Genomic DNA, 22,406 nt, shown 5'->3' with positions numbered 1-22,406 from the left:
CCGCCCGGCGCGCGGTCCGGCCCGGCGGGCTCAGCGGAACCGGCGCCGGCCGATGACGAGCAGGATCTCGCGCAGCGCGTCGGCGGCGTCCCGGACGTCCTCCGGCGGCACCAGGGCCATGACCTCCTCGTGCGCCGCGCCGGACGCGGCCAGGGCCCGCTCGGTGACGCGCAACCCGTCCTCCGTCAGCTGGACGAAGCGGCTGCGGGCGTCGCCGGCGTTGGCCTCGCGCTCGATGTAGCCGGCCTTCTGCAGCCGCTGCAGGACGTTGCTCGTGCCGCCCGAAGTGAGGAACGCCGACCGCGTGAGCTCGCTCGGCCGGAGCCGGTAGGGTTCGCCCTCCCGGCGCAGCACGGTCAGCACCTCGAACTCGGCGTAGGTGAGGCCGAGTTCGGCGAGCGGGCCGCGGAGAGCCTGCTGCACCAGCATGGCGACGCGCCCGGCGCGCTTGCTCAGCTCCAGCATCGCGATGAGCGGCTCGGACAGCCCGTCCCGCCGCCACGCGTCGGCCACGGTGTCGATCTCATCCCTGCGGGTGTCGAACTCGTCCCGGCGGGACCCGGTCTCGTCCCCGCGCACGCTCTCGTCCTGCACGCCCCGAGCGTACTCGCTCAGCTTGTTGCTTTTTAAAAAGCTAACTCTTAAGCTTTTGAGCATGACAACGACTCTACTGCTCACGAACGGCCTCGTCATCGACACCGCGCCCCGGCCGACCGTGCTTGGGACCGCCGACGTGCTCGTCGAGGACGGCCGCATCGCCGCCGTCGGCCCGGGGCTCGCCGCGCCGGAGGGCGCCGAGACCATCGACGCGACCGGCCGCATCGTCATGCCGGGCTTCGTCGACACCCACCGGCACACCTGGCAGGCGGGGATCCGCGCGGCCGTGGCCGACGGCACGCTCCCCGCCTACCTGCAACGCGTCCTCGGCGAGATGGCACCCCGGTACCGTCCCGAGGACGTGTTCGCCGGGACGCTCGCCGGCTCCCTGGAATGCCTCGACTCCGGCATCACCACGCTGGTCGACTGGTCGCACATCCAGCTCGGCCCCGGCCACACCGAGGCGAACATCGCGGCGCTGCGGGAGTCCGGGATCAGGGCGGTGTTCGGGTACTGCTACGGCGGCGACGGAGACCTCGGCGCGCTCGCCGCCGAGACCGGCCGCGTCCACCGCGAGTACTTCGGCGGCCCCGGCGGCACCGTCACGATGGCGCTGGCCGCGCTCGGCCCGGAGATCGCGGGCGCCGAGCGCGCGCTCGCCGAATGGCGGACGGCCCGCGACCTCGGGCTGCCGGTCACCGCGCACATGGGCGGCCACGGCGCCGAGAGCGCCGCGAGCGGCCTGGCGTTCCTGGACGCCCACGGGCTGATGGACCACCCCGCGATGTACGTGCACGCCAACTTCTACACCGACGAGGAGCTGAAGCGGATCGCCGGGAGCGGCGGGACGGTCTCCGTCGCCCCCGCCATCGAGGCCGCCGTGAACATCGGCGCCCCGCCCACCGGACGCGCCCGCGCCGCGGGCGTCCCGACCGCGCTCGGCGCCGACACCGTCGCCTGCGGACCCGGCGACATGTTCAGCGTCATGCGCGCCGCCTACGTCATCGAACGGGGCCGCCCGGACGGCGCCGGCCTCGGCTTCACCACCGCCGACGCCCTCCGGATGGCCACGATCGAGGGAGCCGAGGCCGCCGGGCTGGCGGACGCCACCGGGTCGCTGACCCCGGGCAAGCAGGCCGACCTCCTCGTCCTGCGCACCGACACCCTCGGCGTCGCGGCGGCCCACGACCCCGTCGCGGCCGTGGTGCTGGCGGCCGACACGCGCAACGTCGACACCGTCCTCGTCGGCGGCCGGATGGTCAAGCGCGGGGGAGTGCTGACGGGCCACGACGTCCCCGCCCTGCTGGCGTCGCTGACGGAGTCCGCCGCGCGCGTGACGGCGGCCTGAGCCGAGGAGAATCGTCGGCCGCACGTGGCATGCTGATCTGCGTGGAGTCCGAGATAACGATCCGCGTCGCCGACGAGCTGCTGATGTTCCTGCCCGCCACCCGGCGGGTGGCCCCGGCCCGCGTGCCCTACGACGGGACCTCCACGCTGGGGCACCTCGTGGAGTCGCTGGGCGTGCCGCTGCCCGAGGCGGGCCCGATGACGGCCGACGGCGAGCCCGCCGGGCCCGCCACCCGGCCCGCGGTCGGCGCCGAGGTCCGGGTGGCGGCGGTGCCGCGCCCCCAGCCCGTCCCGCTGGACCCGGGCCAGGTCGCGCCGCGCTTCCTCCTCGACGTCCACCTCGGGACGCTGGCCCGGCGCATGCGCCTGCTCGGCCTCGACACCGCCTACCACAACGACATGGACGACCCGGCGCTCGTCGTCCAGGCCAACGAGGAGCGCCGTGTCCTGCTCACCCAGGACCGCGGCCTCCTGCGCCGCCGCGCGCTGTGGTTCGGCGCCTACGTCCGCGGCTCGCGCCCGGACGACCAGCTCCGCGACCTGCTCGACCGGTTCGCGCCCGTCCTGCGGCCGTGGACGCGCTGCACCGCATGCAACGGCGAGCTCGTCCCGGTCGACAAGCAGGAGATCGAGCGCGAGCTGCAGGCGGGCACGCGACGCAACTACGACGTCTACGGCCGCTGCGCCGACTGCGGTCAGCTGTACTGGCGCGGCGCGCACGGCGACCGCCTGGAGGAGATCGTCCGCGACGCGACGCGACTGGTCGACGCCCTCCGGGGCAACGGAACCGGACGGACCGGCGCCGCGGTCTGAGGGAGAAGCACGGAGAGGAGCTGGTCGAGATCGATCTCGTGGTGGTGGGTGCGGCGATCCTGTCGGAGGGGCGCCTGCTGGCCGCCCAGCGCGCGGAGCCGCCGCACATGGCGGGCGGCTGGGAACTGCCCGGCGGCAAGGTCGACCCCGGCGAGTCGGACGAGGACGCCCTGGTGCGCGAGTGCCACGAGGAACTGGCCGTGAAGGTCCGCCTCGGCCGCCGCGTCGGCGGCGACTGGCGCCTGAGCGAGCGCAGCCTCCTCCGCGTCTGGACGGCCGAGATCGTCGAAGGCGAACCGCAGGCCCTGGAGCACCTGGAACTCCGCTGGCTCACCCCGTCCGAGCTCTACGACGTCGACTGGCTCCCCGGCGACCGCCCGGTCATAGACCTCCTCGCGGCTCAGGGCCTCAGCTGATCCGGTTTGCGCCGGCGAAGTCGGAGCGTTCGCTGAGTTTGGAGATCTTGACCACGTCGCCGGTCTGGGGGGCGTGCAGGTACTTGCCGTCGCCGAGGTAGATGCCCATGTGGTGGAGGTTGCTGCCGAAGTAGACCAGGTCGCCGGAGCGCAGCGAGCCGCGCGAGACCTTGGTGCCCATGGCGAACAGGTCGCCGGTGTAGTGCGGGAGGCCGGGCTTGCCGACCTGGGTGTAGGCCCAGACGACGAGGCCGGAGCAGTCGAAGCTGTTCGGTCCGGCGGCGGCCCACACGTACGGGGAGCCGAGCTTGGTGAGCGCCTTGCGGGCCATCTTGGCGGGCAGGTCCGAGCCCTTCACGGTGGCCGTGAGCCCGGTGCGCGGGTCGCGCGCGTGGGTGGTGGTCAGCTTGTCGAGGCGCTTCATCACCTCGCCGACCTTGGACTTGGCCGCGTCGCGCGCCTTCTTGGCGTCGTCCCAGGCCTTCTTGAGCTGCGCGCTCTTGGCCTGGGCGGTGCGCTGCGCGGCGTCGGCCTGGTCGATCTGCTTCTTCAGCGCGAGGACGGCGGTGGCCTGGCTCTGCGCGAGGTAGGCGCGGTCGGACAGCCCCTCGGCGGACGCGCCGGAGCCGAAGAGGACGTCGGGGCCGCCGGCCATGTAGTTGGCCGCGGCCAGGCTGCCGAGCCGCTGGCGGGCGGGCTCGGCGAGGGCGCGCAGCCGCGCGGCCTCCTTGGTGGCGTCCTGCTCGGCCTTGCGGGCCTTGCCGAGCTCCACGCGGGCCTTGTTGAACTTCTCCGTGAGGATCTCGGCCTCTTCGTTCAGCGCGTCCAGGCTCTTGCGCAGGCCCTTCTCCGTCGTCGGGGTCGGGCTGGGCGCCGACGGCGCGGCGGCGTGCCGGGACGGCTGCGCGGCGCGGGCGACGTTCGGCGCGGCGGCGCCCAGGCCGATCAGGAGCAGGGTGGCTGTGGCGGTGGGCATGATGCGACGCCGCCGACGGGAATCCGGAACCAAGCCGGTGTTCTCCTCTCCTCGCACGCCTACCGGGTTAGCTGACGGGTTCGGGCCAGGAGTCGCCCTACGACACGTGTCGATTCACCCCGAGGGTGGTGGGTCCCCGGTTCTCCCGCTTCTCGGGAGATTCGGCGTTCCGGCCGCAGTCCCGGGGAGGGGACTCCGGACGACCGGATCTCGGGAAGATTACAAAGAACGAGCAAAGTTCGCCAATCGGGGCCCGGTGTGACCGGCGGTACGAACGGCTCGGGATGGATGGTACGCACGGCCAAGTAGAATGGGGGACTGCCGCGTGTCTGCGGCGATCCCCGAACTCTCACGCAAGGCGAACCCGCATGCCCATCTCCACGCGCGACGACCTCCGTAACGTCGCGATCGTCGCCCACGTCGACCACGGCAAGACGACGCTGGTCGACGCCATGCTCTGGCAGTCCGGGGCCTTCCGCGAGAACCAGGACGTCGACGACCGCGTGCTCGACTCCAACGACCTGGAGCGCGAGAAGGGGATCACGATCCTCGCGAAGAACACCGCCGTCCTGCACAACGGGCTGACGATCAACATCATCGACACCCCGGGGCACGCCGACTTCGGCGGCGAGGTCGAGCGCGGCCTGTCCATGGTGGACGGCGTCGTCCTGCTGGTGGACGCCAGCGAGGGCCCGCTCCCGCAGACCCGGTTCGTGCTGCGCAAGGCGCTCGCCGCGAAGCTGCCGGTGATCCTGGTCGTGAACAAGACCGACCGCCCCGACGCGCGCATCGACGAGGTCGTGGACGAGACCTACGAGCTGTTCATGGACCTCGACGCCGACGAGGACCAGATCGACTTCCCGATCGTGTACGCCTCCGGTCGCGCCGGGCGGGCCTCGCTCGACAAGCCCGCCGACGGCGCCATGCCCGGCAGCGACGACCTGGAGCCGCTGTTCAAGGTCATCACCGAGACGATCCCGGCGCCGTCCTACGACCCGGACGCCCCGCTCCAGGCGCACGTGACGAACCTGGACGCCTCCAGCTACCTCGGCCGGATCGCGCTGTGCCGGGTGCACGCCGGCATGATCAAGAAGGGCCAGCAGGTCGCCTGGTGCCGGCACGACGGCAGCATCGAGCGGGTGAAGATCACCGAGCTGCTGATGACGGAGGCGCTCACCCGCAAGCCCGCGGACGAGGCCGGGCCCGGCGACATCATCGCGATCGCGGGCATCCCCGAGATCATGATCGGCGACACCATCGCCGACCCGGACGACCCGCGCCCGCTGCCGCTGATCACGGTGGACGAGCCGGCGATCTCCATGACGGTCGGCACCAACACCGGGCCGATGGCGGGCCGCGAGAAGGGCACCAAGGTCACCGCTCGGATGGTCAAGGACCGGCTCGACCGCGAGCTGGTCGGCAACGTGTCGATCCGGGTGCTGCCGACCGAGCGCCCCGACGCCTGGGAGGTGCAGGGCCGCGGCGAGCTGGCCCTGGCGATCCTGGTGGAGAACATGCGCCGCGAGGGCTACGAGCTGACCGTCGGCAAGCCGCAGGTCGTCACCCGCGAGATCGACGGCAAGAAGCACGAGCCGGTCGAGCGGCTCACCGTCGACATCCCCGAGGAGCACCTCGGCGCGGTCACGCAGCTGATGGCGGTCCGCAAGGGCCGCATGGAGCACATGACCAACCACGGGACGGGCTGGATCCGGATGGAGTTCCTCGTCCCCGCCCGCGGCCTGATCGGGTTCCGCACCGAGTTCATGACCGAGACGCGCGGCACCGGCATGGCGCACCACGTCTTCGAGGACTACGAGCCCTGGTTCGGCGAACTGCGCACCCGGCCGTCCGGCTCCCTCGTCGCCGACCGCTCCGGCGCCGCGACCGCCTACGCGATCACGAACCTCCAGGAGCGCGGCACGTTCTTCGTCGGCCCCACCACCGAGGTGTACGAGGGCATGATCGTCGGGGAGAACTCCCGCGCCGACGACATGGACGTCAACATCACCAAGGAGAAGAAGCTCACGAACATGCGGTCGTCCACCGGCGACGAGCTGGAGCGGCTCACCCCGCCCCGCCTCCTGTCGCTGGAGGAGGCCCTGGAGTTCTGCCGCGAGGACGAGTGCGTCGAGGTGACCCCGACCGCCGTCCGCATCCGCAAGGTGGTCCTCGACGCCAAGGAGCGCGAGCGCACGCGCGCCCGCACCAAGCGCGCGGGCTGAGCAGGTAAGCGAAAGAGGCGGCCCCGCGGTTCCGGAGAACCGCGGGGCCGCCTCTTTTCGTCGCGTGTCGCTCAGTTCAGCTGGACGGTTCCCGTCACGTCGGCGGCCAGGCGGAGCTGGTCGCCGTCGCGGAGCGGGGCCTCCACGCCGCGGGGGAGCCGCTCGCCGTTGACGAACGTCCCGTTGGTGGAGCCCTCGTCGCGCACCCACGCCGTGCCGGACGGGTCGAGCCACACGGTCGAGTGGCGCCGCGACACGTTGTCGTACTGGGTGAACGTGGCCGCCACCGGCGACTGGCCCGCGTCGCGGCCGAGCACCAGGTGCTGCCCGACGGAGACCTTGAGCTCGCCCGTCGGGAACTGGACGCGCAGGACGGGCGTGCCCTTCTGCGGCAGCGGGCGCAGGCACGAGTCGCACTGCGCGGCGCCCGGGTTGGTCAGCACCGCCTCGCAGTACGGGCACATGAACGCCGTGCTGTCGGGCGCGGGCGGGCGCTGGCCCTGGTTGTGCTCGTGCGGCAGCAGCGTCGCCTCACGGCCGTGCGGCGGCAGCGGCGGCTGGCCCCCGTGCTGCGGCTGGCCGTGCGGGGGCTGCCCGTGCTGCGGCGGACCACCGTGCTGAGGGTGGCCGCCGTGCTGGGGCTGGCCCCCGTGCTGCGGCTGCCCGTACGGGGGCTGCGGCTGCGGCGGGCCGAACTGGTGGTCGCCCGGACCGGGCTGCGGGGCGCCGTACTGGTCCTGCGGCTGGTACTGGTCCTGCGGCTGGCCGTACTGCGGCTGCTGGTACTGGTCCTGGGGCTGCTGGTACTGGTCCTGAGGAGGGGACTGGTACTGCTGCTCGGGCCCCGGGGACTGCTGCGGCGCGCCCCACGGATCCTGGGGCGGCTGCTGCTGCGGCATGCCCCACGGGTCGGCCGGCTGCTGCTGAATGGGCGCCTGGCCCCCGTGCTGGGGCTGGCCGCCGTGCTGAGGCTGCCCGTGCTGGGGCTGCCCGTGCTGGGGCTGGCCGTACTGGTGCTGCCCCTGCTGGTCGGCGGGGGGCTGCTGCGGCGGCCCCCACGCGTCCGGCTGCGGCTGCGGCTGCGGCGGGCCCCACGGGTCCTGCGGCTGCGCGGAGGGACCCGGCTGGTGCGGGGCCTGCTGCTGGTACGGGTCGTTCTGCTGCGGCTGGCCGTACTGCGGCTGCCCGTGCTGAGGCTGCCCGTACTGCGGCTGCCCGTGCTGGGGCTGGCCGTACGGCTGGCCGCCCTGCGGCCCCGGCGGCGGGGGGACCCGCTGGTCGTACCCGCCCGGGCCCGGCTGGGGCGCGCCGCCGGCGCGCGCCAGGTTGGCTCCGCAGCTCATGCAGAGCAGATCGCCCGGCTGGACAGGCTCGTCACAGACCGGACAGTTCAAGGTCGCCATGACACATCCCCCGAGCGCACCCCGGCGCGGTCGAGCCTCGACGTGAGGTGCTCCATGTCACCCCGTCGCGGGATCCCGATGTAGTACACCCGCCTTCCCTCCGGCCCTTCGTCCACGGACACCTGTACTCGGGGCCCTCTTCCTTCAGTGTCGCCGACGCCGGCCACTGCCCCGTACCGCTCGCGTCCCAGCTGGGACACCGGCACGACACGCTGGTTGGCCGACCCCCTCCAGAGTAGAGAGCCGTCCCCGGAGTGTCGCCCCCCCGGATTGAGCCGGTCGACGTACGGCCCCGTGATCACGGCGTCGCACATGTCCACGATCTCGCGCGTCACTGCGGCGCGCGAGAGCCGAGAGTAGGCATATCCGCTGTAAACCAATATGTCCAACGCAATCGTCTCACGGCCGCGATTCTCCCGCCACGCGCGGATCCCCCGCACCAGGGCCGCCAGCGCGGCCGGCTGCTGGAAGGGCTCACCGCCCGAGATGGTCACCCCGTCGACCGGTTCCGGCAGGGACGCGAGCCATCCTAGAACCGCGTCGACGGGGATCGCCCGTCCCGGGTCGGCGTCCCACGTGTCGCGGGAGAGGCAGCCGTCGCAGTGCAGCGTGCAGCCCTGCGTCCAGATGCCCGCCCGCGTCCCGGGGCCGAGTGTGGTCACCGGGTAGTGCGCCTTGGCGAGCAGCAGCGTCTCGCCGGCGCCGTCTCCGGCCGCGGGGGGCCGACCCGTGCTCACTGGAGGTCCAGATGCACGATGCTGCCCTCGCGCCGGATCCCCGTCACGGTGACCTTCTTGTCAGGGACGAGCTCCCGGTCGAACAGCGCGCGCGCCAGCGGGTTGACGAAGTGCGACTCCAGGGCCATGCCGATGCCGCGCCCGCCCTTGTCGAGCTCCTCCGTGCACCACCGGCGGAGCGTCTCGAGCGCCTCGCCCTTCACGGCCAGGACGAGCCGGTGCTCGTCGGTGACCCGGCGGCAGATGTTCGCGAACTGCAGATCGAAGATCTTGTGCGCGGCCTCGGCGGAGATGAAGTCGAACACCACGATGTTGTCGCCGAACCGGTTGAGCAGCTCGGGCCGGTTCAGCACCTCGGTGAAGTGGTCGGCCACGGCGCCCTTGATGCGCTGCTCCACCTCGTCGTAGGACATCCCGGGTGTGATGTTCTGCACACGCTCGGGCGATCCGAACGGGGAGGCGTCGCGGGCCGTCAGGTCGCGGCCCGGGACGTACATCCCGAGGTTCGAGGTGAAGATCAGGATCGACTCGGAGAAGTGCACGGTGTTGCCGCGGCCGTCGGTGAGGCGGCCGTCCTCCAGGATCTGGAGGAACTTGTCCAGGATCCGGGGGTGCGCCTTCTCGATCTCGTCGAAGAGGATCACCCGGAACGGGTCCTCGCGGACGGCGTTGGTCAGCTCGCCGCCCGCCTCGTGGCCCACGTACCCGGGCGGCGACCCGATCAGCCGGTCGCCGGACCCCTCGCCGGAGAACTCGCTCATGTCGAAGCGCAGGTAGGCCGACTCGTCCCCGAAGACCAGCTCGGTGATCGCCTTCGCCAGCTCCGTCTTGCCGGTGCCGGTCGGGCCGGCGAAGAACAGCACCCCGCGCGGCCGGCTCCCGGACCGGGTCGCCTGCGCGCCCGACAGGCCGAGCACCGCCCGCTTGAGGATGTCGAGGGTCTTGGTGACGGCCTGCGGCTGCCCGATCACCCGCTCGGGGACGCGCTTCTCCCCGTCCAGCACCCGGCGCCGCAGGTGGCCGCGGCTCCACGGGTTGTCGAGCACGCCGAGCTTGTAGGTGCGGACCGCGTCCGGCAGGTCGGCGAGGTCGACGTTGCGCTCCTTCGCCAGCCGGGTCACCTCGATCATCGACTGGAGGGTGAGCCCGTCGGCCTGCTCGGCGAACGCGTCGCAGGCCGCCGCCGCGGCCTCGTCGGCGGCGACGTCGCCGACCCCGAACGCGCGGGCCAGCAGCCGCGCCGTCTCCTGCCGGTCGCCGAGGTGCGGGCGCGGGATCGTGATCTCGCGGATGTTCTCGTTGTCTGCGGTGAGCCACGGCGGCAGGTCGCCGGGCCGCTCCACCAGCCAGACGACCGGGTTGTAGAGCGGCTTCGGCCGCGGCCCGGTCACCCGCACGGGGCGGGCGCTGCGCGACAGCTTCGCGCAGAACCGGAAGAAGTCGCGCTCGGCAGGCTCCAGGTCGGTCGGGGTGCGGGCGATGCGGGACGCCGAGTCGATCACGAACGCGGCGCGGACGTTCTCCTTCGGGCGGGCGACCGCGGCCAGGTAGCGGGTCAGCCCCTCCAGCGACGGCTTCTCGTCCGCCTTCACCTTGCCGAGCAGCCGCTCGGCCGCCGCGGCCGACTCGGCCCCGGCGGCGTCCTCGGGACCGGGGACGATCTGCAGCCCGTCCACCGGGTCGTACACGGCCATGAAGGACGCGCCGCTGGAGCGCAGCGTCTCCCACAGCAGGGCGCGCAGCGGCAGCAGCTGTGCGGGCGCGCCGTCCGCCGCGGGCGAGAGGAAGCTGTCGTACAGGTTGCCCGACAGGACGTACTGGGAGTGCACCGAGAGGGTCGCGTCCAACTCGCGGATGAACGGCGGCCAACCCTGCAACCGCCCCCCGAGGGTCGGCGAATCAATGCTCATCTAGCGCGCTCCCCACTCCGCTCCGTCCGCGCCTCCGCATCTCACTTGTGACGCTCACGGGAGCGTTCGCGTTGGCCGACTCGGCCCCTAGTCTGCCGGTTCCGCGCCGAAACCGGCAGCTCACGGACGCCCGGGTCCAGGCGCCAGCCCACGTCGGAGCGGATCCCCGCGTCGGCGAGGCGCTCGCGCGCGGCCTCGAACGCGTCGCACCACTCGCGCTCGCGCTCGACGTCCAGCCGCCGGTCGTCCTCGCTCTCGGCGGGCCGCTCGCGCACCATCGACGCCCGCACGTGCGCGGCGTCCTCCACGCGCATCCGGACGCTGTGGTCGGGCCAGGCGCCCTTCGTCAGCGTCAGCGTGCCGTCCTCGGCGGTCAGCGTCTCGAACCCCGCCTGGACCTCGTACCCCATGTCCTCGAAGGCGGCGGTGATGGAGTCGAGGACGTACCGGCGCTCGGCCTCGGCCTGCTCGGCCGCCTCCTGCTCGGCCGCGCGGCGCCGCTCCTCCTCGCGCCGCTCCCGGACGCGGCCGTTGGCGTCCTGGATGCGCAGCCGCACCTCCTGCAGGACGCCCTCCGCCTCGTCTGCCGTCGCGACGCCGGCGAGCAGCCGCGCCGCCTCCGCCACCGCGTGCCGCTCCTCCTCGTCCGCGTCGGGCAGCAGCCGCGCCATGATCCGCTCCAGGTTCTCCCGGACGCCGGCGTCCTCCCGCGGGGGCGGCGGGGCGCCCCGCCCGAGGTCGGCCGACAGGCCCTCGGCGGGGACGGCGAAGATCTGCGTGCTGACCTGCGCGGCGAGATGCTCGGACAGGTGCCGCTCGACCTCGTCCAGGACGGGGTCCGTGGCGGAGCACCAGGCGGTCAGCTCCGCGGGGGACAGTTCGGCCGGGTCGAGGGGGTCGGGCAGCGCCACGTCCGCGCCGATCTTCGTGCGGGTCTCGGCCAGCGCGGCGATGCGGGCGTTGCGCTCCACCACCTCGCGCAGCGCCCGCTCGTGCGTCTCCACCTCGGCGAGCGCCGCCGCCCGCGCCTCCGCCCGTCCGGCGGCGCGCGCCGCCAGCGCCTCGGCCGCGCGTCCGGCCAGCCCGGCGCCGCGCCCGAGGACGCGGTTCATGCCGAGACTGAGCACGACCGCCGCGTCCAGGGCGATGTCGGCGTCGATCCCGCTGCTCAAAGGGTGCCTCCGTTCGTCCGCGCCAGCCGCCAGTGATGCAGCCGCACCCCCGCGGCGATCACGTGCGCGGCGGAAACCGCGACCATGACGAGGATCCACAGCATGCTCGCGATCGACGTCAGCGCCCCGATCACGAGGAGGAGCAGCACCACCGGCACCGTCGCGCCGAGCAGGGCGATCGCGCAACCTGTCTGGCAGCCGCGCCGGCCGCCGCGCCGCGCGGCGCCCGACATCGTCTGGGATGCCTGGGACAGCCCGCGGCCGCCCGCCCCGAGGATTCCGGAGAACATCGCCCACGGCCCGTGCGGGAGGTAGTCCGCGCCCTGCGTGCGCGCCACCATCACTTCGGCGCCGCAGTGCACCGCCCACGCCAGCACCGATATGACGGCCAGGACCCCGAACGAGATGCCGGAGGGAGAAGAGCTGTGGAGGCCGACCGACGACGTGCCCTCGTCGCCGCCCCCGCCGAACAGCGACCCGACGACCCAGCTGCCCGCGAGCCAGAACAACAGCAGCGGCACCGTCAGCGCGACCGCCTTCGCCACGGCCGCGCCGCGTCCGGCGAGCCGCCGGCGTTCGAGGTCGGCCCACCGCGCGCGGAGCGCCTCCTCGCGCTGCGCCGCGGCGTGCCGCTCGCGCGTCCGCGACTCGCTCTCCGCGACGGCCTCGGGCGCGGCCCGCGCCACCGCGAGCAGCCGCAGCGGGTCGTCGCCCGCCCCGTCCGCCATCCAGGTGAACCACGGCACCGGCTCGGCGACCGACGCGCGGGCCCGGGCCGCGCCCTCGGCCACCAGCCGGTGGGTCTCCGCCGGACGCGCCGCCAGCGCGAGCAGGGAGAGCAGGACGGTCGGCGGCTCCTCGGCCCCGGCGTCGGGCAGACGCCTCGCGAGGCCCGGCGGCGCGACCGCCTGCTCGCGCAGCCAGCGCGCCAGGTCGTTCCACGCCGCCACGTGGGCGCGCCACTGCTCGTCGACGCGGGCCAGGTCCTCGCCGCCCTCGAACCCGGCGAGCACGTGCAGCAGGCGGTGCTCCCACAGCGCCCGCCCGATCAGGCAGGCGGTGCGGTGGTCGGGATGGCGCTGGTCGCCCGCGAGCGCCGCCAGCCCCGGCAGGTCGCCGGACGCCGTGCGGCGGCCGAGGAAGTGCGGCGGCATCGACGGGTCAAGCCACAGCACCAGGTGCAGGAGCTTCACGTCCGGCGGCAGCGCCGTCGCCAGGTAGCCGTCGACGAGCGCGATGCGGCTGTCGTCCGGCACTTCGGCGAGCCACTCCCGCAGGCTCCGCCACGCCTCGCCGGACTCGCCGCGGCCGAAGAAGTACTGGGCGGCGTGGTCCCAGTTCTCGACGAGCGCGCGCGCCAGCTCGCGCCGGTCGGAGTAGCGCCGCCCCCGGAACGGCAGCCCGCCGCCGACCTGGACGCTCTCCTCCGCGACCTGCGGAGACCCCCCCTCCAGCCACTGCCGTACCTGCTCGCCCGCCCACCGCTTGCGCGGATCGCGGGTCAGCAGCCCCTGGCACAGCAGCCGCAGGCCCGGTTCGCGGACGTCGTCCGCGCCGACCGGCCGCGTCGCGAGGTGGTCGACCACGACGGTCTCGCTCAGCCCCTGGAACGGCGCCCGGCCCGTCGCCAGCTCCCGGACGATCATGCCGAGCGACCACCAGTCGCGCGCCGGCGACACCTGGCCGGACAGCGACTCCGGCGCCGCGTAGGCCAGCGTCCGCGACGACGAGGCGAACACCACGCTCTGGTCGAGCACCTTGCTCAGCCCGAAGTCGGCGATCGCGAGCCGCACCGGCTCGCGCTCCAGCACCAGGACGTTCTCCGGCTTGAGGTCGCGGTGCACGATCCCCGCCTGGTGCAGCGCCGACAGCCCGGCCGCGAGCTGCGCGGCGATCTCCGCGACCGTCTGCTCGGGGAGCGGCCCGTCCATCAGCGCCCGCAGGTTGCCCTCCGGCGCGTACTCGGCGACCTCGTAGTCGCGCCCGTCCGCGTGCCCCGTCTCCAGGATCCTCAGCACGTGCGGCGAGTCGAGCGCGGGCAGCTTCGCCCACACCTCCCGGTCGGCGCGGTACCCGCGGCGGAAGATCTTCGCGACGAACTCCGCGCCGCGGTCGTCCCGCACGAGCATCAGGTCGGACTCGGCGCCCTGCACGGGGAGCTCGGCCACGACCGCGTACCGCTCGCCGAGCACCGCCGGCAGCCGCATCAGCGAATCGCCGAGCGCCGCACCCTCGCGCCGCGTCTCCGCCGCATCCCGCGGCTCCGGCACCCGCGCCTCGCGCCGCGTCGTCCCGGCGTCGCGCCGGGTGTCCCGCGGCGGGGTGCCGCCGCCGGATCCGTTCTCGTCCACCAGCGGCCCCGTCTAGCTCTTGTCCCTGATGACCCGCAGATACAGCGCCCCGAACACGCCCTTGCCCGCAGGGTCGCGCGGGGGAGGGGCCCAGCCCTGCTGCTGGTACCGGGGCCCCGTCGCGGGGCCTCCGGGGCCCGCCGGGCCTTGCTGGCGGGGACCGGGGACCGGGCCGGGGGGCTGCGCACCCGGTGGGGGACCGTAGGGGCCTGGCGCCTGCGGGCGCGAAGGGTGACCGGGTTCCGAAGGGTGCGTCATCGCCGTCGTCTCCAGTTAGGGGCGCCTACAGGAAGACTCTAGAGCCTGCCCCCGCCCCGACGGCGGAACGGACGCCCTCGCATCCGGCCTTGATGAGGTCGCCACTTCGGAAGGAGTATCTGCGCCGGGCGCCCCGGATCCCCACTGGAACCGCCCGCGTCCTGATCGCGTCGAAGTGGCGGCTCTGCTACCGTCCCGCCAAATCCGATCGCATGTGGATGGACCAATGGATCGTCGTGTACTGGCCGCTGTCTGCGTGTTGGGTCTCTTCCTCAGTGGGTGTGGCGGTGATTCCGGCAAAGCGGATGCGAAATCATCGTCCCCTTCGGCTCCGCCCACCGAGAAGGCGTCATCCGCTCCCGTCGCATCCGATAAGGGGTCGCGGCTCGGTGGCGGGACGAGCGGGATCGCGCTCGAACTTCCGAATGGTTGGAAAGAGATCGACCCCACGGCCGACACCTCCGAAGTGGTACGGAACTCGTACGGTCTTACCGGCGAGCGGGGCGAGCTGACCAGGCAACTCATCGCGATACAACGTCAGCGGGGCACCGTCTACGCGATCGACGGGTCGGTCACCTCCGGGCTCGCGCCCCATCTTTCCGCAGGTTGCGACAGCGGCGGGATCACCGGCTCCTCCCTTGAGCAGTTGAAGAGGAAGCAGCAGGCGCTGGAGCCCGGTTCGCGCATCACCGATGTCACGGTGAGCGGCAAACCCGCCTACAAGGCGACCTACTCCTCCGCGAAGGAGGGCGGCCCCGCCGTCGACGGGCTGACTGTTCGCGTCCCGATCTCCGCCGACAGATACTGTTTCCTCCAGATCGAGGCGGCGAAGGGCGGCCTGCCGGCGCAGGCCGGGAAGATCGCGGAATCGTTCGAACTGGCGTGACGGCCAAGGCGTGCCGAAAAGAATTCCGGCGGAAGAGTTTCCGGTTGAATGTTGGATCATTTTCGTTGCCGCTCTGGAGCACGCGCCTTGACAGAGCGTGTGCGGATCCGTTCCGGAAGGGGAGCGGCCGGTCGAGGCGAAGCCCTGCGGCTCCGCGTTCCGCCGGCCGCCTCGCCTCTTGGAGCCTGGTGGGGAACGGGCGCCGCAGGAGTGCGCCGCACTGGCGGACCAGGGACGTGAAAGATTCTCACGTTTACTGGAAGTCGTGACCTGAGCGGGCCGCCCGATCAACATCGGGCGGCGAGCGACTCCCGGCGCCATTGCATAGAAGTGCACGGATGTCCAGGGCCCTGGGAACTATTTTGTGGCCGCAAGCGGACGTGCCCCTGGGCCCTCTTCTCCTCTGTCGACCTTTGGGAAGATCGACTGGGGCGTTCCCGCCCCGAACGGGGGAAGATCATGTGAATCAGGGTGCGCTCTTTGCTGCGCGCGACGTTCTTCGGGGGCATCATCGCAGCTCAGCGCGTTGTCGCGGAGATCGTCCGAACAAGACCGGCGGGAGCGCGAACCAGTGGTATTCGCACTGCGTCAGAGAATACGATACTCACGGTTTATTCATGGTTCACCAGTTGGAAGGGTTACTCGGTTGAGCGCTGACAACTGTGGTGGCTATCGTCAATACACTCTTAACGATAACAATGTGGTGGCGGTTTCGCCTGCGCTGGAGAAGCGGGGAGGAACCGGCCCGGTGAGGCTGCGAACCCCCCGGAGTGGCCGTGACTGAAGTCGTGCTTGTCGGGGACATCCCCAGCACAGGCATCTTGCAAACGAGCGTGGCCCACCGCTTCGGCCTCCCGCCCGGACCGGACGCCGCGTCCGCCTTCATCGACCTCGTGAAGGAGGCGCTGCGGCGCAGCGGCGCGGTGCTCGTCGTCTATCCGGAGTGGCGCGCCTCGCACGGTGAGCGCCTGGTGCGCCTCGCCCGGGCGGGACTCGTCACCGACCGGATCGCCGGGATCCCGCTCGACCTGCCGCCGCTGGCCCTCTCCCTTGTCGCGGACCAGCTCGCCTTCGTGTCCCCGCACGTCCGCCCCGGTCTGCTCGCCGGCCTGGCGCCGCGGCTGGCGGACGCCGTCTACGCGGGTGCGTGGGTCAACAGCGTCGCCAACCTGGAGCACATCAAGACCGGGCTCGGCAAGCACGTCGCCTCCTACCTGCCGGGCGGCTTCTCCGTCTCCGCCGCCCCGGACGAGGGCGTTCACCGCATCACCGCCTCCCAGCCCGTCCAGGAGATCTCCCGGCGGCCGCCCGACCCGGTGCTGCTGCTCCTCACCCATGCCAACGGCGACCTCGACTGGCTGCGCCAGCGGCTCCAGCCCGCGCTCGGCGCGGTGTCGGTCACGGCCGTCGCCGAGCAGCCGCTCGCCCCGGAGTTCTGGGGCACGAAGAAGTACGCCGAGTACGTCGCGTTCAGCGGTCATCCGAGGGCCCTGCACGCCCTGCTCAGCGCCACCGTCAGCGTGCCCTGCGCGTGGTGCGGGGAGCCGACGGCCCTGCCGCGGTGCGCCTTCTGCGCGATGACGCAGCCCGAGGCACCGGGCGTCGCCGCACCGCACGGCTCCACCGCCCGGGCGCCCGCGGCCGCGCCGCCGGGCAGGGAACCCTACGGCGGTCCGCCGGGCGAGCGATCGCCGCAGCCCCCCGGACCGGTGCGGCCGCCGGAGACCAGGCCGCCCGAGAGCAGGCCGCCGGTGACGCGCCCCCAGCCACCGCCCGGGGGACAGGTGCCCTCGGCCCCGGCGGCACCGGCGCCTCCTCCCGAGCCGGAACCGGCAAGGCCACCGGAGGTCTTCGCCGCTCCCGTACCCGGACCGCTCCCGGCTCCCGCCCCGCCCGCTCCCGAGCACACCGCTCCCGCTCCCGCGGAGACCGCCTACGACCCCTCGCCCGCTCTGGAATCCGCGCCGCGGACGCGCCGCACCCCCATGCCGGACGGCTGGACACCGGGCGCCCAGCCGGGCAACGCCGGAGGCGACCGGCCCAACGGCCGCCAACCCGGACCGCACATGCTCAACGTCCGGCACCCGGCGCCGGTCCCCCCGGGCAGGGTGATCGGGCAGATCACGCTCGGGAAGGACCAGGCCGCCGCACCGTCCGCTCCGGCGGACCACGCCCCGCCCGCCGGAGACGTGCGGCCGGGTGGCCCGGCGGCCGCCGGTGGGCCGGCCGAGACCGACGCGCCGCAGGTGAACGGCCGGGCGGCCGAGCAGACCGACCTCGACGAGGACTGGCCCTCCCGCCCGGGAACGGTCGCATTCCGCTCCTCCCGAAAGTAACGACGCGCTGTCGTAGAAGAAACGGAGTCCCATGAACCCGCGCCAGCGACGTGGAGTCCTGCTGATGATCCTTGCCGCGATCGGCTCGATCGTGGTCTTCGTCGGCATCGTCGGATACGTGGGCGATGTGCGGGCGGAGGTCGGGGTCAAGACGGACGTCCTGCAGCTCAAACAGCCGGTGCCCGCCTACACCCAGGTGACCGAGTCCATGCTGCAACGGGTCCAGGTACCGCGGAAGTGGACGCCGCAGACCATGGTCACCGACATGGCCCAGCTCAACGGCAAGGTCGCGGCCGCCGACCTGCCGCAGGGCGCCTACCTCCAGCAGGGGATGCTCGTCACCGCGCCCAACCTGCAGCCGGGCCAGCGCGAGATCGCCATCATGATCGACGCCGAGACCGGGGTCGCCGGCAAGGTGCACGAGGGGATGATCGTCGACATCTACGCGACCTACCAGGCCGCGGAGACCAACCGGCAGACCTCCTGCGCCGCCCGCATCGTCAAGGCCGCGCGCGTGATCCAGATCGGCACGATCACCACGCAGACCGACGACAAGAACGCGCAGGCCAAGAACCAGGTCGTCCCCGTCACGTTCGCGCTCAGCGCCGCCGACAGCCTGAAGCTCACCCGTGAGGAGAGCTTCGCCAACAAGATCCGGCTGGCGCTGATCGGCGGATCCGGGCTCACCCCGGACGACGTCCGGCTGGCTCCTGTCTGCCAGACCATCCCTGCGAAGTGATGCAGATGACGATCCAGGTAGTGCTCGGAATCGGGGACCGCGAGGTCGCCTCCGCCCTCAGCAGCCAGTTCCACGAGCTGCAGGACGTCGACATCGTCGCGCTGGAGTCCGTCTCGGGCGACGTCATCAGCGCGGTCGGCGCCGTCCCCAACGTCGACGTCGTGCTGGTGCACCAGAACCTCGGCCCGCTGCCCGCGCTGGACCTGATCCGCGAGCTGGTCGTGCGCCATCCGCAGCTCGCGGTCATCCTGATCGCCGAGGACGCGACGGCGGAGACCTTCGCCGCCGCGATGGGCTCCGGCGCGCGCGGCGTGATCACGAGTGAGCCGACCCTCGCGGAGTTGCAGAACAGGGTGTCCCAGGCCGCCGACTGGTCCCGCACGATGCGGCGGCACTTCGACAGCAGCTCCGAGGCGGCCCCGGTCTCCGGGCAGCTCGGCACGCTGGTGACGCTCTGCGGGGCCAAGGGAGGCACCGGGACGACGACGCTCGCGATCCACCTGGCGATCGCGCTGTCCACGGCCGGCCGGCGGGTGTGCCTGGTCGACCTCGACCTGCAGGCCGGCGACATCCCGGTCTACCTCGACGTGCAGCACCGGCACAGCGTCGCCGACCTCGCCGCCGCGACCGACGGCCTGGACGGCGCGGTCGTCGCCGAGGCGCTGTTCGTGCACCCGACCGGCCCGCACCTGCTGCTGTCCCCGCCGCACGGCGAGGACGCCGAGGAGATCTCCGCCCGCGCCATCCGGCAGATCCTCACGGTGATCCGGTCCCGGTACGACATCGTGATCGTCGACTCCGGCAGCCAGGTCACCGAGGCCAACGCGATGGCGGTCGAGCTCGCCGACACGGTCGTGATCACGGCGACGCCGGACGTCCCCTCGATGCGCGGGAGCAAGCGGATGACCCGGCTGTGGTCGCGGCTGCAGATCCGCAAGGAGGAGGACGTCTGGGTGCTGCTGACCAGGCACGACAAGCGCAACGAGATCCAGCCGGACCTCGCGCGCAAGATGGCCGGGTCGCCGCTGCTGCGCACGACGATCCCGGCGAACTTCCGGGCGCTGGAGGACGCGGCGAACACCGGGTCGCCGATGGCGGTCAAGAACGGGGACTTCCGCAAGGCGATCGGCAAGGTCGCCGCGGAGTTGTCCCTGCTCGGCCCGCAGCAGCAGCCGGCGCCGGCGCGGGCCAGGGACCGGGGTTCCGCGGTGGTCGAGTTCGCGGCGATCGTGCCTCTGGTCGGCGCCGTCCTGCTGCTGGTGTGGCAGGTCGTGCTGATCGGCATCACGTCGATGTACTCCAGCCACGCCGCCAACGAGGCCGCCCGCGCCGTCGACGTCATCGGCTACGACCAGGGCAGCACGCCGGAGGCGCGCGCGAACCGCGAGGAGGTGCGCCGCCGGGCCGTGGCACGCGTCTCGGGCCCCTGGGCCGACCGCGAGCACCTGCGCATCCAGGTCGCCGACGGCTACGCCAAGGTCACGATCGACTGCCCCGCGGTGCTGCCCGGCTGGCGCACGCCGTTCGGCATCTCCACCAGGTCGAAGATCGTCAATGAGCGGGACGGGGACGGGAGGTGAGGTCATGAGAGGGCATCGGGACGCCGACCGCCGCCGGGGCGCCCGGCGGGTCGACCGCGGCGCCGCCGCGGTCGAGTTCGCCGCGGTCCTGCCGCTGGCCCTGATGATCATCTTTCTGGCGTTCCAGGCGTACATGGCCTCTACGACGGTGGAGCGCGTGGAGAACGCCGCGCGCACCGGCGCCCGCGAGGCCAGCAAGCGCATGGACGCCGGAAGCTGCGAGAAGTGGGCGCAGGACGCCATGCCGTACTGGCTGAACGACTACTCGATCTCGGGCGGGCCGACCACGGTGAACGACGGCGACGCCGTCTCCTGCCGGGTGAAGGCCCAGGTCCCGGTGATCTGGAAGGGGATTCCCTTGGACTTCGGCGTCACCCGTACCGTGACCATGCCGCTGGGGTGACCGATGGCGCTCAAGGATCGACTCGAAGAGGACAGGTCGTCGTCGGAGCGGACCGGCCGCAACACCGTGGGCCACTGGCGCGCGCGGCTGCTCGAGGAGATCAACCTCGACGAGCTCGCGACGCTGACGATGGCGCAGCGGCGGGCCCGGCTGGAGAAGGTCACCGGCCTGCTCATCACCCGCGAGGGCCCGGTGCTCGCCGCCGGAGAGCGGGCCAACCTGATCCGCCGGGTGGTGGACGAGGCGCTCGGCCTCGGCGTGCTGGAGCCGCTGCTCGCCGACCCGAGCGTCACCGAGATCATGGTGAACGGTCCCGACCACGTGTTCGTGGAGCGGGCCGGCCGGGTCCAGCGGCTGGAGAACGGCTTCGCCAGCGAGGACCAGCTCTACCAGACCATCGACCGGATCGTCGCGCAGGTCAACCGGCGCGTGGACGAGTCCAGCCCGATGGTGGACGCGCGGTTGCCGACCGGTGAGCGCGTCAACGTCATCATCCCGCCGCTGTCGCTGATCGGCCCGATCCTGACGATCCGGCGCTTCCCCCGCGCCTACACGATCGAGCAGCTGGCGGGCATGGGGTCGATGGACGCGGCGACGGGAATGCTGCTGGCCTCGTTCGTCCGGGCCCGGCTCAACGTGGTGATCTCGGGCGGTACCGGCACCGGGAAGACGACGATGCTGAACGCCCTGTCGGCGTTCGTCCCCGACTGGGAGCGCATCGTCACCATCGAGGACTCCGCGGAGCTGCAGCTCAAGCAGGAGCACGTCATCCCGCTGGAGTCCAGGCCGCCCAACATCGAGGGCAAGGGCCAGATCACCATCCGCGACCTGGTGCGCAACGCGCTGCGCATGCGCCCGGACCGCATCATCGTCGGCGAGGTCCGCGGCGGCGAGACCCTGGACATGCTGCAGGCGATGAACACCGGTCACGACGGGTCGCTGGTGACCGTGCACGCCAACTCCACCGAGGACACCATCTACCGGCTGCAGACGCTGGCGAGCATGAGCGACGTCAAGCTGCCGTTCGAGGCGATCCGCGACCAGATCAACAGCGCGGTCGACGTGATCGTCCAGCTCAGCCGCGGGCCGGACGGGACGCGCCGCATCACCGAGGTCGCCGTGGTGGCCTCCCGCAACCGGGAGGCGTTCGCGCTGCGCAGCGTGATGCGGTTCGAGTCCGCCCCGATCGGCCCGGACCGGGTCGTGCGGGGCGAGTTCCGGGCCCACCCGCTCCCGCCGGAGCTCGCCAACCGGCTCTTCCACGCCGGGGAGAGCATCCCCCCGGCCTTCGGCGTCGGGAACGACCCCGACCATATCCGGGAGGTCTCGTGAGTCTCTCGCTCCCCGCCATCCTGCTGATCCTCGCCGTGACGCTGGCGCTCGTCGTGTGGGCGGTCGGTGACCTCGCCACCGGCTTCGAGCGACGGCGCCGGCTCGCGGCCCGGTCGGCGCTGGCCGAGGAGAAGGCGCTCGGCGGGCTGAGCGACCGGCTGGACCTCGCGCTGCGCCGGACGGACTTGGGCAAGGCCATCGCCCGCCGTATCGCGGCCTCCGGGCTGCGCATCCGGGTGTCGACCTTCCTGCTGCTCATGGTGGCGGGCGCGGCCGGCGCGATCTTCCTGATCGGCGAGTGGATGGCGCCGCTGTTCGGGGTGCTCGCGGCGGCCGGTGTCGCCTGGTCCTTCTTCGCCTTCCTGCGGCGCCGCGAGGACCGGCGCAAGGAGGCGTTCGTCGCGCAGTTGCCCGACCTCGCGCGGGTGCTGTCGAACGCCACCAACGCGGGGCTGGCGCTGCGCACCGCACTCGAGATCGCGGCGGACGAGCTGGACGAGCCGGCGCACACCGAGCTCGGCCGCACCGCCGACGCGCTGCGGCTCGGCCAGTCGCTGGACGACGCGCTGCGCGACCTGGCCGAGCGGCTGCCGTCCCGCGAGCTGGGGGTGCTGGTCAGCACGCTGGTGGTGTCGTCCAGGGCGGGCGGCTCGCTGGTCACCGCGCTGCGCACGATCGCCTCCACGTTGGAGGAGCGCAAGGAGATCCGGCGCGAGGTAAAGACGATCATGGGTGAGGCGGTGGTCAGCAACTGGGCCATCGGCGTCCTCGGCCTCGGCTCGATCGTGATGGTCAATCTCATCCAGCCCGGCGCGCTGCGCGCCATGAGCGGGCACATCATCGGGCAGATCATCCTCGGCATCGCCGCGATCTTCTTCACGCTGAGCCTGTTCATCATCCGCCGTATCACCCGGATCGACATTTGAGG

Annotated in this window: 19 protein-coding genes and 1 riboswitch; of the genes, 12 read left to right on the top strand and 7 right to left on the bottom strand. The window is 72.6% G+C overall.

The features are described from left to right. Window positions 1–30: 30 nt before the first annotated feature. Entirely contained in the window at window positions 31–657 is a 627-nt protein-coding gene (locus K4S16_RS21930; RefSeq protein WP_160160987.1) for a MarR family winged helix-turn-helix transcriptional regulator, read from the bottom strand. Here K4S16_RS21930 and K4S16_RS21925 point away from each other — a divergent pair. The 3 genes from K4S16_RS21925 to K4S16_RS21915 are packed head-to-tail and all read left to right on the top strand — an operon-like array spanning window position 656 to window position 3,173. After that, window positions 656–1,945, top strand: a complete 1,290-nt coding sequence (locus K4S16_RS21925; RefSeq protein ID WP_160160986.1) for an amidohydrolase family protein — start codon at window positions 656–658, stop codon at window positions 1,943–1,945. The two genes, K4S16_RS21930 and K4S16_RS21925, sit on opposite strands and share 2 nt — an antisense overlap. 29 nt (window positions 1,946–1,974) lie before the next feature. Further along, window positions 1,975–2,757, top strand: coding sequence for a Mut7-C RNAse domain-containing protein (locus K4S16_RS21920; RefSeq protein ID WP_149260886.1), 783 nt, complete (start codon window positions 1,975–1,977; stop codon window positions 2,755–2,757). Between the two features lie 29 nt (window positions 2,758–2,786). After that, window positions 2,787–3,173, top strand: a complete 387-nt coding sequence (locus K4S16_RS21915; protein WP_149261225.1) for a (deoxy)nucleoside triphosphate pyrophosphohydrolase — start codon at window positions 2,787–2,789, stop codon at window positions 3,171–3,173. On the opposite strand, the gene K4S16_RS21910 is transcribed toward K4S16_RS21915, so the two are convergent. Continuing rightward, entirely contained in the window at window positions 3,166–4,149 is a 984-nt protein-coding gene (locus K4S16_RS21910; protein WP_149260885.1) for a C40 family peptidase, read from the bottom strand. The genes K4S16_RS21915 and K4S16_RS21910 overlap by 8 nt on opposite strands. 40 nt (window positions 4,150–4,189) lie before the next feature. After that, a riboswitch (cyclic di-AMP (ydaO/yuaA leader) is annotated at window positions 4,190–4,326 on the bottom strand. Window positions 4,327–4,517: 191 nt separating this feature from the next. Between K4S16_RS21910 and typA the strand changes: the two genes are divergently transcribed. Then, window positions 4,518–6,371: a translational GTPase TypA gene (typA, locus tag K4S16_RS21905; RefSeq protein ID WP_149260884.1), complete on the top strand. Its 1,854-nt coding sequence runs from the start codon at window positions 4,518–4,520 to the stop codon at window positions 6,369–6,371. Between the two features lie 71 nt (window positions 6,372–6,442). Here typA and K4S16_RS21900 read toward each other — a convergent pair whose 3' ends face one another. Next, window positions 6,443–6,835: an FHA domain-containing protein gene (locus K4S16_RS21900; protein WP_149260883.1), complete on the bottom strand. Its 393-nt coding sequence runs from the start codon at window positions 6,833–6,835 to the stop codon at window positions 6,443–6,445. Window positions 6,836–6,883: 48 nt separating this feature from the next. Here K4S16_RS21900 and K4S16_RS21895 point away from each other — a divergent pair, with 48 nt between their 5' ends. Next, window positions 6,884–7,858, top strand: coding sequence for a hypothetical protein (locus tag K4S16_RS21895; RefSeq protein WP_149260882.1), 975 nt, complete (start codon window positions 6,884–6,886; stop codon window positions 7,856–7,858). Here the strand turns inward: K4S16_RS21895 and K4S16_RS21890 are convergent. Genes K4S16_RS21890 through K4S16_RS21875 form a run of 4 tightly spaced genes read right to left on the bottom strand, consistent with a single transcriptional unit; the run spans window position 7,762 to window position 13,944 of the window. Continuing rightward, window positions 7,762–8,511, bottom strand: coding sequence for a 4Fe-4S single cluster domain-containing protein (locus K4S16_RS21890; RefSeq protein ID WP_149260881.1), 750 nt, complete (start codon window positions 8,509–8,511; stop codon window positions 7,762–7,764). The genes K4S16_RS21895 and K4S16_RS21890 overlap by 97 nt on opposite strands. Then, a complete protein-coding gene (locus tag K4S16_RS21885; RefSeq protein WP_149260880.1) occupies window positions 8,508–10,421 on the bottom strand; it encodes an AAA family ATPase in 1,914 nt (637 codons plus the stop codon). The genes K4S16_RS21890 and K4S16_RS21885 overlap by 4 nt, the downstream gene beginning before the upstream one ends. Window positions 10,422–10,462: 41 nt before the next feature. Then, on the bottom strand, window positions 10,463–11,593 hold the full coding sequence (locus tag K4S16_RS21880; protein ID WP_149260879.1) for a response regulator receiver protein: 1,131 nt from the start codon (window positions 11,591–11,593) through the stop codon (window positions 10,463–10,465). Continuing rightward, window positions 11,590–13,944 (bottom strand): serine/threonine-protein kinase, encoded by a 2,355-nt coding sequence (locus tag K4S16_RS21875; RefSeq protein ID WP_149260878.1) that lies wholly within the window; start codon window positions 13,942–13,944, stop codon window positions 11,590–11,592. The genes K4S16_RS21880 and K4S16_RS21875 overlap by 4 nt, the downstream gene beginning before the upstream one ends. A 484-nt stretch (window positions 13,945–14,428) precedes the next feature. Here K4S16_RS21875 and K4S16_RS21870 point away from each other — a divergent pair, with 484 nt between their 5' ends. From K4S16_RS21870 to K4S16_RS21840, 7 genes are all read left to right on the top strand, one after another. After that, window positions 14,429–15,088: a hypothetical protein gene (locus K4S16_RS21870; protein ID WP_149260877.1), complete on the top strand. Its 660-nt coding sequence runs from the start codon at window positions 14,429–14,431 to the stop codon at window positions 15,086–15,088. 821 nt (window positions 15,089–15,909) lie between these two features. Further along, window positions 15,910–17,424, top strand: coding sequence for a hypothetical protein (locus tag K4S16_RS21865; protein ID WP_149260876.1), 1,515 nt, complete (start codon window positions 15,910–15,912; stop codon window positions 17,422–17,424). Window positions 17,425–17,488: 64 nt separating this feature from the next. Then, window positions 17,489–18,163, top strand: a complete 675-nt coding sequence (gene cpaB / locus K4S16_RS21860) for a Flp pilus assembly protein CpaB (protein WP_160160985.1) — start codon at window positions 17,489–17,491, stop codon at window positions 18,161–18,163. A 5-nt stretch (window positions 18,164–18,168) separates the two neighbouring features. Beyond that, a complete protein-coding gene (locus K4S16_RS21855) occupies window positions 18,169–19,743 on the top strand; it encodes an AAA family ATPase (protein ID WP_160160984.1) in 1,575 nt (524 codons plus the stop codon). A 4-nt stretch (window positions 19,744–19,747) separates the two neighbouring features. Continuing rightward, a complete protein-coding gene (locus K4S16_RS21850) occupies window positions 19,748–20,146 on the top strand; it encodes a TadE/TadG family type IV pilus assembly protein (RefSeq protein WP_160160983.1) in 399 nt (132 codons plus the stop codon). A 3-nt stretch (window positions 20,147–20,149) separates the two neighbouring features. Next, complete coding sequence (locus tag K4S16_RS21845) at window positions 20,150–21,478, top strand: CpaF family protein (RefSeq protein WP_149260872.1); 1,329 nt, start codon at window positions 20,150–20,152, stop codon at window positions 21,476–21,478. Continuing rightward, a complete protein-coding gene (locus K4S16_RS21840; protein ID WP_149260871.1) occupies window positions 21,475–22,404 on the top strand; it encodes a type II secretion system F family protein in 930 nt (309 codons plus the stop codon). Before K4S16_RS21845 ends, K4S16_RS21840 begins: the two co-directional genes overlap by 4 nt. Window positions 22,405–22,406 lie beyond the last annotated feature (2 nt).

The organism is Actinomadura sp. K4S16 (genome assembly GCF_008327685.1).
GTDB lineage: Bacteria > Actinomycetota > Actinomycetes > Streptosporangiales > Streptosporangiaceae > Spirillospora.
This window is presented reverse-complemented; position numbering and strand designations above follow the sequence as displayed.